The sequence below is a fragment of the Algoriphagus marincola DSM 16067 genome, assembly GCF_000429405.1.
In the GTDB taxonomy this organism is placed as follows: domain Bacteria; phylum Bacteroidota; class Bacteroidia; order Cytophagales; family Cyclobacteriaceae; genus Algoriphagus; species Algoriphagus marincola.
This window is the reverse complement of record NZ_KE386897.1, coordinates 109538-125063: the sequence shown is the minus strand read 5'-3', so window position 1 is coordinate 125063 and position 15526 is coordinate 109538. Positions and strand designations below refer to the sequence as shown.

Below are 15526 nucleotides of genomic sequence, written 5' to 3'. Positions count from 1 at the left end.
GTCAACATTATCGGGATTCGATCTCTTTTCTTCTCTGTTTAATGGCTTCGGCTCGCTCCTTATTTATTCCCCACACTTTCCCAGCCTCAGCATCTTTCAGAAGCTGATCGATATATCCTTGACTTAATTCATTCGAATCCTTGTATTTTGCCCGAAGGGCATCCAGACGCTGATGCAAATCTGCTTTGATCCCTTCATAACCAGGGTCGTCATAGACGTTTTTCAATTCCAAGGGATCCTTTTTTCGATCGATCAACTCCCACTCATCCTCCACAAAGTAATAGTGAATCAGTTTGTAATCTTTTGTCACAATGGCATAATGCCGATTGACCATATGCTCTGCCGGATATTCATAATAATGGTAGTAGACTGCATCCCGGGTCCATTGTTCTTCATTCCCGGAAAGTAAAGGAATCATACTTTCACCTTGCATTTCATCTGAGGCCGGTATTCCTGCAGCCTCCAAAAAGGTCTGAGCAAAATCCAGATTTTGTACCAAAGCATCTGATCTCGTCCCAGGTTTCACTTTGCCTGGCCAAGCCACCAAAAGTGGGGTTTTGAAGCTTTCATCATATACAAATCGCTTGTCATACCAGCCATGCTCACCCAAGTAAAAGCCCTGATCGGAAGTATATACAATGATCGTATTCTCCATCAAATCATTAGCTTCCAAATAATCTAAAAGCCTACCTACATTTTCATCTACTGCTTTAATAGTCCCAAGGTAATCCTGCATGTAGCGCTGATATTTCCATCGCATCAGCTCCTCATCAGTCATTTTTGGATATTTCTCAATAAAATCGGCACTGATCGGGTCAAAATACTTTTTAAAGTTCTCAGCCTGGGATGGAGTGAACCGCTTCATTTGATTGATAAATCGGATGGTATCATATCCTCCGACATCTGCGATTCCCAGTTGCTTAAGTACCTCCGGCTTGAGTTTATTGTCCCCTGACCAACCCATGTGATCCAAGATATTCATTTCAGCCTCAGAAGCGGGTGATGTACGTCCAGAGTAATCGTCAAATAGCGTAGCCGGCTCGGGAAAGCTCCTTTTTGTGAATTCTTCCATATGACGCTCTGCCATCAGCCAAGGCCGATGAGGTGACTTGTGCAGATACATGAGAAGGAAGGGGTCTTCGGGATTTCTTTCTTTTTCCAACCAATCCAAAGTCATATCTGTGACGATATCGGTTACATAGCCTTCCACCTGAATTCTCCCCTCATTTTTGGTGATAAAATCAGGATTGTAATAAGAACCCTGTCCCGGTAAGATTTTGAATTGATCAAAGCCTTTGGGATTATTGCCAAAATGAAGCTTTCCAAACATAGCTGTCTGATAACCAGCATCCTGAAAGAGTTGCGGAAAAGTCACATTGGTGGTATCAAAAGGAAAGTGATTGTCAATTTTTCCATTGAGATGAGAATGCTTTCCAGTCAAAATCGTCGCCCGACTCGGAGCACAAATCGAATTGGTCACAGAAGCTTGGGTAAAAAGCATCCCCATTTCTGCAATGCGGTCAATATTTGGCGTCTCAATCAAATGATCACTATAGGCCGAAATCGCCTGATAGGCATGATCATCCGACATGATAAAAATGATATTGGGACGTTCTTGACTTGCATTTTGCTCCCCAGATTGACAGGCAGTCAACAGACCCATTCCTGTGAAGAGTCCGAGTGCAGCTAGTGATTTTTTCATAAGTATAAGTTGATTTTCCCGGCTTATTCCTGCTCTGAACTGAGCTTTCTATCCTTGAATATTTTATCCAAGAGATCCGTGTTTTTCCCTCCTGCGTAGGAATTGTTTTTCTGAAGGTAATCTAGGTATTCTTGCAGGTAGCGCTGAGAAATCTGAGAATTGTCTCCATACTTTTCGCGCAAGCCATCCAATTTCTGATGCAGCTCTTCTCTGATCTCGGCATAATCAGGATCATCATAGACATTTTTCAACTCCATGGGATCATTAATCCGGTCGATCAATTCCCACTCATCGGTATCGAAGTAATAATGAGTCAACTTATACTCCTTGGTCACAATGGCATAATGACGCTTAACCATATGCACGGAAGGATATTCATAATAGTGATAATAAACCGCATCCCGAGTCCATTCTCCTTCTCCTGTCAAGAGCGGTAAAAGGCTTTCACCTTGCATATCAGACGGGGCCTCTATTCCTGCAGCTGCCAAAAATGTCTGCGCAAAATCCAGGTTTTGAACCATCTCATCCGATTTTGACCCTGCAGCTACTTTTCCAGGCCAGGCCACCAAAAGCGGGGTTTTGAAACTTTCATCATACACAAAACGCTTATCAAACCAACCATGCTCTCCCAAATAGAATCCCTGATCTGAGGTGTAAACGATAATGGTATTTTCCATCAAGCCATTTGCCTCGAGGTAGTCAATCACTCGACCTACATTTTCATCCACTGCCTTGATCGTCCCCAAATAGTCCTGCATGTAGCGCTGATATCGCCACTTCATCTTATCCTCTTCGGTCATGGTAGGATAGGCTTTCTTGAAATCTTCAATAACCTTATTGTAAGACTCATCCCAAACGGCGCGCTGTTCAGCATTCATTCGCCCTACCTCACCTTCAAAGGCTGCCTTATCCCAACCAGAAGTTGGCTCCAAACCCAATTCATCCATCACTTCAGGAGTAATTTTTGAGTCCCCTGCCCAGTGCATGTCATGGAGTAAATTCATCTCCGCTTCTTTGGCAGCACGGCCACGGCCTGAATAATCATCAAAAAGAGTAGCTGGCTCAGGAAAGGTTCGCTGAGTAAACTCTGCCACATGTCTGCCTGCAGGTAGCCATTCCCGATGCGGGGCTTTATGCAGATAAAAAAGCAAGAAGGGATCTTCGGCCTTTCGCTCATTTTGTAGCCAGTCTAAGGTCATATCCGTGATAATATCTGTGACATAGCCCTCGACTTGAACTCTACCTTCATCCTTTGTAATAAATTCAGGATTGTAATATTTTCCCTGACCTGGCAAGATTTTAAACTGATCAAAGCCTTTGGGATTGTTGCCAAAATGAAGCTTTCCAAACATGGCTGTCTGATAGCCCGCATCTTGAAAGAGCTGGGGAAAAGTCACATTGGTAGTATCAAAAGGAAAATGATTATCCACCTTTCCATTGATATGAGAGTGCTTTCCTGTCAAAATCGTAGCTCTACTCGGCGCACAGATTGAATTGGTTACCGTGGCATTGGTAAAGAGCATTCCCATTTTTGCGATCCGATCAATATTGGGAGTCTCTATCAAGTGATCACTGTAGGCGGAAATGGCCTGATAGGCATGATCATCGGACATGATGAAGATAATATTGGGAGGGCTTTGAACGGATTCTTTTTCCTGACAAGAAATGGACAATACCAATAAACAAAGGATAAAAATCGAAATGGAATAGGATTTCATAGGCTGGACTTATTGAATTTTCTAGATATGAAAGTAAAGAAATCCCTAGAAAAATGAACCCTCTGTAATTAATTTGTCCAAAAAGCAAAAAGCCACCCTGAAAAATCAGAATGGCTCTTTAAGAAATTTTTGTTGCATTTAGAACTTCAGTCCGAATGTGAGATAGAATGTTCTTCCATCTGCAGGCATAATTCCCGGACCTGGATATCCACCTGCTCTGCGAGTGAAATACCGTTCATCAGTTAGATTATTCACTCCAGCTTTCAAGGTATGCTGCTTCCAAATATTCCAGGATGCTGAAAGATCTTGTACTTGATAGGAAGGGATCAATCCGACGGTAGCTGCTGCATTAGGAGCAAGTGTATTTGAAGCGTCAGAATATGCTTCTCCTATATCGCTCAACTGCCAAGTCATGGAAAATTTGCCCAAGCTGTAAGTTGCTCCGTAGCGATTAATTTTTCTTGGTGCATTCTCAACCTGGTTTCCTTTAAGGTTCCTTTCTACAACTTGCCCATCATTGACAGTTTTGATCTCAAAGTTTCCATAGGTTGCATCAACGAAGGCTAAGGATGCAAATAAATGAAGGTAGCCAAATCGAGAGCTCTCAAAAATCGCTGTGATAGGATCAAACTCCACATATCCCTCGAAGCCTTGGCTGATGGAATTTCCCAAATTTGTACGGAATTGAAAAATACTTCCATCCTCCCTTGCCTGAGCGATAGTCCCAATTCTGTCTTCATAATTAAGGCGGAAATAACTCACATCGAAATTAAGAGAAGGGAAAATAGAACCTCTTAACCCTAGGTCAAAGTTATACCCTTTTGAATCCTGCAAATTGGGATCGATCACATCAGTAGTCGCAGGAGGGGTAAGATCAGAAATCAATACAGGCCGATACGCTTGAGAAAAGTTGGTATAAAACTCAGTATTCTTGCCTAGATGATACTCAGCACCCAAACCCAATAATGCGAAAGTCCTTGTCCGCTCAATGGGATCCAAAAACTGGGGGACTCCATTGACTAGATTGAATTGACCTTGATTTTCAGAACGGATATTTTCTAGACGCATGCCCGCTGTGAAAAGAAACTTCTCATCTAGACGAAACACATTCTCTGCAAAAGCAGCAATGTTACTGTTGGTGTAATCCAACTTTCTACTGTAGTCTCCATTTGGCACGGAAAAATCCATATCCGCAGCACTTGTACCAACCCCTCTTTGATTTCGATCAATATTTCCATTGAAATAGCGAAGGCCTGTCATGAGAGTCTGTTCTTGGCCAAACAATTCATAGGTCGAACTTAGACGGATTTCTGAACCATAGGTGGTGTAAAAATCCCGATCAACTTGACGATTACCTAAATCATCTTCCTGATTAATTGGACGCATGAACCCCACACTATTCCTCTCTGCAAAGGTACCGAACACCTTCCAACTCACCTTTGTGTTTTGAGAAAACAGGTATTCTGCGGAAATCGAAGGAATAAACCAAGGTGTATTGAACCAATTTCGACTGCGTGTGCTTTGTTGGGAATCATCTTCAAACTGAGCATCAGTCAGACCACCTGGCTGCTGAGTCTCAGTGGTCATGTAGGTCATTTCATAACCTAATTTTAGTCGATTACTGGCCGCATAGTTGATTTCCAAATGAGCATGGTCTGTATTGAAAAAACCATTTTCTCTCCATCCATCCCCTCTTCTTTTTTGATAATAGGCAGTGTAATTCCATTTCCCTTCAGTTCCTCCGATGTAATTAAAGGAACTAAATAGCCCATTGCTTCCCACGGTATTAATTGATTCGGCTGTAAAACGAGTAGACTTATCTGGTTTTCTGAGCACAAAGTTCATCAGACCTCCAAATTGGGGACCATATTGCAAAGAAGATGCACCTCTGACAATCTCAATCTGCTCTACTACTTCCAATGGAGGAGTAAAATAGGCTTCTGGATAACCCATCGGATCAGGAGTAATATCATAGCCATTCATTCTCACATTAAATTCCCATGAACGATTTGGACTCAATCCTCTAGAAGCAACTCCTAGTTGGATCCCCGATCCGTCATTTTCCCAAATTGAGATCCCTGGTGTCCTCCCAAAGACCTGCCGACTATTATTCATCGCCAGATTAGCATCAATTTCAGCGATTCGAATCACTTCATTTTTTTTACCGGCATTGATTCTGAAATCAGAAACTTCAGGTAATCTACCCTGGCCTAAAATTCCACGACTTGCTGAAACACTAAATTCAGAAAGTAATAAATCATCCTGCTCTAGAAGGATATCGAGTTCCTTGACCTCTCCTGCTTCTATTGAAAACTCCTGAGACCAATTTTGAAAACCAATTAAGCTGACTGATAATTGATAGGTTCCTTGAGGAAAATCCTTCAATTCATACATTCCTTTCAAATCTGACTGAACTCCCCGTACTGTACCCTTTAGATAGATAGAAGCACCCTCAATAGGATTTCCATTTTCGTCAGAAACCTTACCTTTCAAAATATTCTTCTGCGCAAAACCTTCTACTGAGAATAATATTGCAAATATTAAGAACCCGTATACAAATTTCATTTACTAATTTTATTTGGATTGATTTAAAATAGAGCCGCAAACATACGCTAGCTGATTTTATGGAGCAATACTTATTTGGAAAAAATCCAAATAAAATTAGTAGCTATCATATAACACTCAGAAAATGAAATCAATACATTTTTTCGGATCACCTATCTCCCCTTTCTAGAAAAAGAGCTTTTAAAAATGATGTATATTAAAATAATATCTTAAAGCCTATGAAGAGCCTGGTTCTGACACTTATATTTCTCATCCCTTTATTTTCATCAGCCCAAAAAAAACCAAGTAATGTTTTACTGATAATCGCAGATGACCTTACAACCACTGCATTGGGGTCCTACGGAAACGAGATGGTGAAAACTCCAGCTCTAGACCAACTGGCAGAGGAGAGTTTTATTTTCGAGCGGGCTTATTCTCAATATCCGGTCTGCGGTCCTTCCCGGGCTTCTCTAATGTTTGGCTATTATCCAACTGCCACTCAGACTTATGGCTATGTGAGCGGAAGGGAGAATGTTGGTGATGAAAAGCTTTCTTTAGCTCAGTTTTTTAAGGAAAAAGGTTACTACACCGCCCGAGTAAGTAAAATCTTTCACATGGGCGTGCCTATTGATATTGAGACCGGATCTGACGGGCAGGATGATCCAGCATCATGGACCGAAAAATTCAACTCCCAAGGACCCGAATGGAAGTCTGAGGGGTTTGCCGAATTGGTTCAGAATAACCCCGATGAAAGCATCGAAAAAAAAGGTGGCAATGTAATGACCACCGTGCAAGCGGAAGGGGGTGATCTAGTACAATCGGATGGAAAAACGGCTCAAAAAGCTATTGAACTGATTAAAAAACACAAAAACAAACCATTCTTCCTGGCAGTAGGCCTGGTTAGACCACATGTTCCCTTTGTGGCTCCAAAGGAATATTTTGCTCCTTATCCCTGGCAGCAAATTGTCCCTCCTCCAGTAGTTGAAGGAGATTGGGAGGACATCCCGGAAAAAGGAATCAACTATGTGACTACCCAAAACTCTGAGATGAGTTTTTCGCAAAAACAAAAGGCCATTGCAGCCTACTACGCCTCAGTCAGTTTTATGGATGCCCAAGTTGGAAAAATCTTGGCAACATTAAAGGAGGAAGGTTTGGATGACAACACGGTCGTAATTTTCACTTCAGACCATGGATTTCACTTGGGAGAACATGACTTTTGGATGAAAGTGTCCCTAAAAGAAGAATCTGTCAAAGTCCCGCTAATGCTTCGTGTTCCTGGCATGACTACAGGAAATTCAGAGGCCCTAGTCGAGTTAATTGATTTATATCCAACACTTTTGGATTTGACAGGATTCGAAATACCTACTGGGCTTCAAGGGAAAAGCTTAGCTCCCATCCTGAAAGGAAAAGAGGAATCTGTTCGAGATTTTGCATTTTCGGTAACTCAAGGAGGTAATACCTACTTGATTCGGGGTGATCGATGGGCTTACATTCAGTTTGGTGAAAATGGAGAGGAAGGCATGGAGTTGTTTGATATGCACCAAGACCCTGGACAATTTACCAATCTGGCAAATTTGGAAGCATTTCAACCCATAGTTTTGGAGATGCAGAAAATATTAGCCAAAAAAATTACCGAAGTTCGAAAAAATGATCTAGCCATAACTTATTAGACATGAAGCAACTCTACACGATCCTTTTCTTTTCCATGCTTTTTGCCTGTCAGGAAAAAAAGCCAGCAAAATCTCCCAACGTTCTATTCCTCTTTGCTGACGATCAGCGAGCGGATGCCTTGGGTATTTATGGAAACTCCTACATTCAGACTCCTACGATTGATCAACTGGCTCGGGAAGGCAGCCGCTTTACCAATGCTTACGTCATGGGTGGAAATCACGGGGCCATCTGTATGGCCAGCCGGGCAATGCTTTTTTCAGGAAAGAATCTTTTCAGAGTTTACGACAAACTCCAAGGCGAACACACCATGACTATGGATTTTGCAGCGGCGGGATACAAAACCTTCGGAACCGGTAAATGGCACAACGAAAGGGAAGCCTTTGAAGCGAGTTTTCAGGAAGCTAAAAACGTGTATCTAGGTGGGATGGCCAATCATTACGACCTGCCGCTCCGGGATTTTGATGAAACCGGAAAGCTTGGCGAACCGGCTCGAAAAGGCTATTCTACGGAGCTTTTTGCTCAGGCTGCCATTGATTTTATCCAGAATCATAGTCAGTCCAATCCTGATCAGCCATTTTTCGCTTATGTGGCATTTACAGTGCCTCATGATCCCTATTCCCCGGAGGCAACATACATCAATCAGTACCCGGATGGCTCACTTCCTTTACCTGGAAACTACATGCCCTACCATCCTTTTGAGTTTGATCATTTGACAGTTCGTGATGAAAATCTGACCGGCTGGCCTCGAAAACCCGAAGTGATCCAGATGATACTTTCGGACTATTATGCCTTGATCACGCATTTGGATACACAAATACAAAGAATCCTGAATACACTCAAAGAAACCGGACAGTACGAAAATACCATTATTGTCTATGCTGCTGATAACGGCCTTGCTGCAGGTAGTCATGGCTTACTTGGAAAGCAAAATCTCTATGAGCACAGTTCAAAAATCCCTCTTATCATCAAAGGACCCGGTGTATCTGCTGATCAGGAATTGGATGCTTTTGCTTATATCCATGATCTATATCCAACCTTGGCTGATTTGGCCGGTTTGCCTCAGCCAAAAGATATCGACGGCAAGAGTTTGGTTCCGGTAATTAGCGGTGATCAGGAAGATGTGAGGGAAGCTTTGTTTACCTCCTACCGAAATACCGTACGGGCTGTAAGAGATAAAAAATTCAAGCTAATTCGCTATCCGGAGCGGGACTATACCCAATTATTTGATTTGGAGAGGGATCCTCTGGAACTGAACAATCTCGCTGAAAATCCAACTTTCGCAGCCAAAAAAGAGGAGATGTTTCAATTAATGAGTCAATGGCAAGAGACGTTTCAAGATACTGTTGCACTTACAGCCAAGATCATCAAGCCCATGGCCTACGACCCGGACACACTCCAAAGAAAGCCTGACCAGTGGCAACCTGAATACACGCTTAAGCGCTATTTCGAAGAGGATTAATTGCTTTTTCAAGCTTCTTCATTAATGGGGATTGTTTATTTTGGCAGCCGAAACCCAAAATACCCAAATCTTGAAGAAGTTTGTTTTTTATTGCCTGTTCCAATTTTCAGGCCTGCTCCTTTTTGCACAAGACTCTATCGTATTCGAAGCAGGTCAGGAAGGCCATGCGACCTACCGAATTCCAGCGATTATTGACTTACCGAATGGGGAACTTTTGGCTTTTGCCGAAGGCAGGGTGAACGGCTCGGATGATTTTGGAGATGTGAATCTGGTGATGAAAAAAAGCTTGGACGGTGGCTATACCTGGTCTCCTATTCAGACCTTAGTGGATTACGATAGCCTCCAAGCCGGGAATCCAGCTCCAGTGGTGGATTTATTTGACCCCAAGTATCCTGAAGGAGTGGTTTTTCTCTTTTACAATACCGGAAACAATCACGAATACGATGTACGAATGAATCGGGGAGTCCGAGAAGTTTGGCTCATCAAATCCTATGACCTGGGTAAAACCTGGACCAAACCAGAAAACATCACTAAAAAAGTACATCGCCCCAATAACCGGGAATTCAATCCAAATTACACTTTTTCAGAAGATTGGCGGCACTATGCCAATACCCCTGGCCATGCTTTCCAATTTCAAAACGGACCCCACAAAGGTAGAATTTATGTTGCAGCCAATCACTCTGAAGGTGGTCCAAAAGACGATTGGTCAGACTATCAGGCACATGGTTTTTATACGGATGATAAAGGGAATAGCTATGGGATTTCGGAATCTGTAAAATTTGGCGGATCCAATGAATCCATTGCAGCTGAACTATCCAATGGTCGTATGATTATGAGTTCGAGAAATCAGAAAGGTGACATCCGACAGCGCATCATTTCCTACTCTTCCGATGGTGGTCAGACTTGGGAGGAAAGCTATTTTGAGGCTCAACTCCCTGACCCGGTTTGTCAGGCTTCCATTTTGGATTTGGGAGAAAAAGAAGGAAAAACCATCCTCGCTCATTCCAATGCGGCAGATGAAAAAGAGCGGAATTATCTGACCGTCAAAATCAGCTATGATGAAGGAAAGACTTGGGACCATGTGATTCCGATTGACTTCACTTCAGATCCAAAAAAACTCCCTTGGACGGCGTACTCTGATTTGGTCCGATTAGATGAAAAAACGCTTGGAATTCTCTACGAAAGGGATAATTATCGACAGATAGTTTTTAAATCAGTGAAATGGATGGATTGAAGCTACCCCTTCTCAAATTCAAAGCCATTATTAAAATAAGTATTTATAAACCACTATTTTTTTGATACAAAAATCAACTCATCAATAAGGTTTCCTACAGGAAACACGGCCTTTCCGGGACTTAATTGTTGAGATGAAAAGTTATATCCTACTTCATAGGGGCATATTTCTTTTTGAGACCAGGTTTTTCCGGAATCACTTGAAGTCACCCACCTTCTGATGCAGGTGTTTGGATTCAGACATCCATCAATTAATAATATTCCCAGATATTCTTCTCCCCGATGACTTACTATTAGAAGAGGATGATCTACTACTTTTTGAACTTCGCCAGTTGATCTATCTATTCTTAGAGTTTGTTGATCCCGATAAATGAAAAAAAGATTTTCATCTCCAGCATAAAATAAAATATCAGTTGGTTCACCTATTGAAGGCAATAAAGCCCACGTCTCACCGGCATCATAGGTAATATATTGCGGTCCGGCCCAATCCAATAAATAGCCTGTTTGTGAGTCTTTCCAAACAAAATTTCGAAGATTATTATTCACTACAATATCCTCAACCTCAGACCAAGTTTTGCCCCCATCGTCAGTTTTAAAAACTTGATACTTTCCATCAACTTGATCAGGGAAAAATTGAACTCCAAAAGCAAATCCTTTTTCAGGCGAAATGAAGGAGATTTCATCCATTCTCACATTAGAAACGGTCCATTTTTCCCAATTTTCTCCTCCATCTCTGGTATGCATAAAATTGGTCACCACCTCTTCATTTACTAGATCTAAACTATCCAGAGCTATCCATATAAAATCCTCATCTAATACTGCCAATTCCCTTAAATTGAGAGAATTTAAGCTTTCTGTTATGGGAGAAAAATTTCTTCCTCCATCCTCAGATTTGAGAAGCGAATTACTCAAAAAAAAGCCTTGACGTTCATCCAAAAAATGATAATCCCAATATTGTCCAAAGTAATTAGGGCCTATTTCGATGACATCCCAGCTTACCAAAGGAAGGCCGATAGGCTCAATACCTTCCTCTCTATCACAAGATGAAAAAAGAACAAAAACAAACCCGAGAACTAAATTCAGCCTAATCATAATTAATTTAATAACGATTACTAAAAATAGAGGTTTAAATCAATAAAATAATACTAGTGTCTTTTGGATATCAAAAAACTAATCCAAAGGTTTGTATCCAAAATAACCCTGCTATTTCGCATAGCGGGCTTTCCGAACTTCTTCAACCTCTTTTGTTATCTCTTCTAAACTAGGTACTTCATCTGAATTTTTCCTGAAGTTCTTTAATAAATCAGAAAACTCATTTTGAGATGGTTCCTTTCTAATCCTTATCAAATCTAAATTTGCCAAATCTTTTAATAGCGCTTTAGCTTTAGGATTCAGAATATCGATTCTTATAGTTTCCATTTTTCAAACTTTCTTAAATATACAAATTATTCAAATTGGACTTGCTTTAAGTCTCTTTGCCAGTGACTCCACCGACCACTCCTATCACTCACCTCAATTTTTTAAGGCCCTTCAACTCCTCCATACTCGCTTCCCGAATTCGGATAGCATAGCCTCCACCCGGAGCAGAAAATTGCTTCAAGACTGAATTAGTATCAACGACAACTCTTCGAATTTCGTAGGACTGAGGATTGGTTTTATAGTGCGCATCAGCTTTATCTGAATAGATTTCAGCAAGGTAGGTTTTGTCTGCATCCAGAAAATCAAATTTGATCTCCCCTGTTCTACCTTCGAATCCATTGACATTTCCAATAAACCACTCTCCGGTATCCTTGGCCTTTCGGGCAATCGTTAAATAGTAACCCGGTTCGGCTTCTAGATAAAGGCTCTTTTCCCAATCCAAAGCCACATCCTTGATAAACTGAAAAGCATCTGGAAAACGCATGTAATTTTCAGGATAGTCCGCAGCCATTTGCAAAGGAGAATACATAGTCACGTAAAGTGCCAACTGATTAGCCAAAGTGCTATTGACATGGGAACCATTGAATACGTCCATTTCAAATACTCCGGGCGTGTAATCCATCGGTCCACCTATCTGTCTTGTGAAAGGCAAAATGGTCACGTGATTTGCCTTATTTCCTCCGAATGCCTGATATTCTGTTCCTCTTGCCGATTCATTTGCGATTAGATTTGGCCAGGTTCGGGCCACGCCAGTCGGACGTACTGCCTCATGCGCATTGACCATGATCTGATATTCGGCTGCTTTTTCTACCGCATACTGATAGTGATTCACCAGCCATTGACTGTAGTGATACTCTCCTCGGGGAATCATATCTCCTACATAGCCACTCTTCACTGAGGGATATCCATAGTCCTTCATTAATTGATACGCTTCATCTAGATGGCGCTCGTAATTCCGAACGGAAGAAGAGGTCTCATGGTGCATGATCATTTTCACGCCTTTTTCTTTAGCATAAGCTGTAATCCCATCCAAGTCAAAATCAGGATATGGGGTCACAAAGTCAAACACATAGTCTTTGGAATTACCAAACCAATCTTCCCAACCAATATTCCAGCCCTCCACTAATACCCCATCAAACCCATGTTCCGCAGCAAAATCGATGTATTTCTTCACATTTTCAGTGGTAGCCCCATGTCTCCCGTTTGGTTTGACAGTAGAAAAATCAGTCACTCCCAACTTCACCGCCTTCAGTTCGTCTGTGTAGGACCAAGAGCTTTGCCCGGTGATCATTTCCCACCATACCCCGACATATTTCATAGGCTTAATCCAGGAAGTGTCCTCAATTTTGGAAGGTTCATTGAGGTTGTAAGTGATGCGTGAAGCCAAAATATCCGCGGCCTGATCACCGACGATTATTGTACGCCAAGGGGTATGGGCAGGAGTGTACAAATAGCCTTTATCACCTTGCGCATCCGGTGTAAGATGAGATTGAAAAACCATCTTCTTATCGTCTAATTCCAAATGCATCGCCGGATAATCGATCAATGCTGCTTCGTGAATATTTATGTAAAGGCCATCGGTAGTTTTCATCATAAGCGATGTCTGAACGCCCGTCTCGGAAAAAGGAGTTTGAGATGCATTTGGAGTGATAGCGGTTTCCATCAAACCTCGAATTTCTGAGAGCTTGGATTCGGTATAGTCGTATTCCTGCGTATCATAATCTCCAGGTATCCAAAATGCCATATGATCTCCAGCCATAGCAAACTGACTCATCTCCTCAGAAATCACAAAATGCCCCATATTTTCCTGAACCGGAAACTCATATCGAAAACCCAATCCTGTATCAAAAAGCCGAAATCGAATATTCATTTTTCGCTGAGATGCTTGATGCAGTAATTCCACCAAGAGCTCCTGATGATGATTGCGAATCTCACTTTCCTCTCCCCAGACAGGAGTCCAGGTTTCATCAAAAGTACTTTCCGAAGAATTGATGATTTGAAATCCCTGGATCAAATCGATCGAGTCATTTTTTAAATCAAAGCCCAATCGGCTTGATTTGATCACAGGTTTATTCTTGAAGTTCAGCTGATAGGTTGGGGCTCCGGCTGCATCAAGGGAAAAAGCTAGCTGCATTTCTCCATTTGGAGATTTGATCTCCTGCCCAAAAACTGTCCCGAAACTAAATAAGAATAGGACTAAATAACTGGCTCTCAAATTCATAATCATCAATTTCATTATATTCAATCGAGCGAATTAGCTCTTCTCTTGTTGACTGAATTTAAAATTATTAGTTTTTACCTATTATTCACTAGTAACAATAGCCCCAAACCCAGAAAAAATGCAAACAAAATCTTATTTCTTAGTCCTAATAATTGCCTTTGGTATTTTCGCTTGCAAAGGCCCTGTAGAAAAATCACCAGAAGAAGAACCTAGCCAAATCGACTTGCTCGAGGCCTATGTTCAATCGGAATCATCTGACTTTTCCTATGAAATAGTGCATTCCGTCCCTGGAGAAGAAATGGATTTTCACGTTCTGAAAATGTACTCCCAAAAGTGGCTCAGCGATTCATTGGTGGATGAAACCCTCTGGTGGCATTGGGTTTCGATCCTGGTTCCTAAAAACACTCCCCATCAAACCGGAATGCTCTGGATCGGTGGTGGAAGCAGGGAAACTGAGATGCCTCAGGAGCCTGATGCCCTACTAAAAGCAGCAGCATCTCAGACCAATTCCATCGTCGCTCAAATCCACAATGTCCCTTTTCAACCTATCACTTTTGCGGGAGATCCGGAAGGCGAGCGATATGAAGATGCCATCATTGCTTATGGCTGGAGGAAGTTTTTGGAAGGCGGAGCCAAAGACGAAGATGCTATCTGGCTAGCTCGATTTCCCATGACCAAAGCCGTCAAACTAGCTATGGATGCTATTCAAGAAGTAGTCAAAGAAAACTACCAGAAGGATTTGAACAATTTTTTTGTAGCTGGAGCTTCTAAGCGGGGATGGACTACCTGGACTACAGCTGCTACCGATAACAGGGTGGTAGCTATTGCACCGGTTGTGATCGATATGCTCAATCTGGAGCCTTCCTTTATGCATCATTGGCGGAACTATGGATTCTGGGCACCTGCCGTGGATAATTATGTGCAAGAGGGAATTATGGAGTGGATGGGAACACCGGAGTTTGATCGCTTGCTGGAGATTACAGAACCTTACTCTTTTATCGATGAGTTAGACCTGCCGAAACTTCTGATCAATGCAGCAGGAGATCAGTTTTTCCAACCTGATAGTTGGGAGTTTTATTGGAATGAGCTGCAAGGTGAAAAGCACGTGCAGTACGTCCCAAATTTCGGACATGACTTGAGCGAATCGGATGCGCTACCAAACCTGATTTCCTTTTACAATTCAGTTTTAGATAATGAAAAGCGACCGGATTATTCTTGGCGAATAGAAGGAAACACCATTCATGTCAAAGTCAATCCCGAGCAGATGCCTGTTTCTGTCAAATTATGGTCGGCATACAATCCGCTTTCCAGAGATTTCAGAGTGGATGAATTTGGTCCTAACTGGGTAGCAGAAGAAATCGCCATGCCGGCAGAAGGAGAGCTTGAGGTCAATATGCAGATCCCGGATGAGGGGTTTAGAGGGTATTTTGTGGAATTAACCTTTGCTGGAGAGACACCACTCAAAGTGACTTCCGGAATTGAAATTTTACCAACAGAATATCCATTTGAGCCTTTTGTGCCTTCAAGAGTAGCAGAAGAAGCAAATTAACGGTCAGAAA

General features: G+C 42.0%; 10 protein-coding genes. 4 read left to right on the top strand and 6 right to left on the bottom strand.

Annotated elements, in window-relative coordinates:
* Nucleotides 1–7 precede the first annotated feature (7 nt).
* From G457_RS0115580 to G457_RS0115570, 3 genes are all read right to left on the bottom strand, one after another.
* Nucleotides 8–1663 carry a sulfatase family protein gene (locus G457_RS0115580; protein WP_051260883.1) on the bottom strand — a complete coding sequence of 552 codons (1656 nt, stop codon included), beginning with the start codon at nt 1661–1663 and terminating at the stop codon, nt 8–10.
* A gap of 62 nt (nt 1664–1725) precedes the next feature.
* On the bottom strand, nt 1726–3420 hold the full coding sequence (locus tag G457_RS0115575) for a sulfatase family protein (RefSeq protein ID WP_026947286.1): 1695 nt from the start codon (nt 3418–3420) through the stop codon (nt 1726–1728).
* A gap of 138 nt (nt 3421–3558) precedes the next feature.
* Nucleotides 3559–5985 (bottom strand): TonB-dependent receptor, encoded by a 2427-nt coding sequence (locus G457_RS0115570; RefSeq protein WP_026947285.1) that lies wholly within the window; start codon nt 5983–5985, stop codon nt 3559–3561.
* A 218-nt stretch (nt 5986–6203) separates the two neighbouring features.
* Between G457_RS0115570 and G457_RS0115565 the strand changes: the two genes are divergently transcribed.
* The 3 genes from G457_RS0115565 (at nt 6204) to G457_RS0115555 (ending at nt 10328) form a co-directional block, all read left to right on the top strand.
* Nucleotides 6204–7634, top strand: coding sequence for a sulfatase (locus G457_RS0115565; protein ID WP_026947284.1), 1431 nt, complete (start codon nt 6204–6206; stop codon nt 7632–7634).
* A 2-nt stretch (nt 7635–7636) separates the two neighbouring features.
* On the top strand, nt 7637–9094 hold the full coding sequence (locus tag G457_RS0115560; RefSeq protein ID WP_026947283.1) for a sulfatase-like hydrolase/transferase: 1458 nt from the start codon (nt 7637–7639) through the stop codon (nt 9092–9094).
* Nucleotides 9095–9164: 70 nt separating this feature from the next.
* Nucleotides 9165–10328, top strand: coding sequence for a sialidase family protein (locus G457_RS0115555; RefSeq protein ID WP_051260882.1), 1164 nt, complete (start codon nt 9165–9167; stop codon nt 10326–10328).
* Nucleotides 10329–10381: 53 nt separating this feature from the next.
* On the opposite strand, the gene G457_RS0115550 is transcribed toward G457_RS0115555, so the two are convergent.
* The 3 genes from G457_RS0115550 to G457_RS0115540 all read right to left on the bottom strand — a co-directional run bounded on the left by G457_RS0115550 (nt 10382) and on the right by G457_RS0115540 (nt 13967).
* Nucleotides 10382–11419, bottom strand: coding sequence for a WD40/YVTN/BNR-like repeat-containing protein (locus G457_RS0115550; protein WP_026947281.1), 1038 nt, complete (start codon nt 11417–11419; stop codon nt 10382–10384).
* Nucleotides 11420–11530: 111 nt separating this feature from the next.
* Nucleotides 11531–11746 (bottom strand): hypothetical protein, encoded by a 216-nt coding sequence (locus tag G457_RS0115545; RefSeq protein WP_026947280.1) that lies wholly within the window; start codon nt 11744–11746, stop codon nt 11531–11533.
* An 88-nt stretch (nt 11747–11834) separates the two neighbouring features.
* Entirely contained in the window at nt 11835–13967 is a 2133-nt protein-coding gene (locus tag G457_RS0115540; protein WP_211230236.1) for a glycoside hydrolase family 97 protein, read from the bottom strand.
* A gap of 118 nt (nt 13968–14085) precedes the next feature.
* Here G457_RS0115540 and G457_RS0115535 point away from each other — a divergent pair, with 118 nt between their 5' ends.
* Nucleotides 14086–15516, top strand: coding sequence for a PhoPQ-activated pathogenicity-related family protein (locus tag G457_RS0115535; protein WP_026947278.1), 1431 nt, complete (start codon nt 14086–14088; stop codon nt 15514–15516).
* Nucleotides 15517–15526 lie beyond the last annotated feature (10 nt).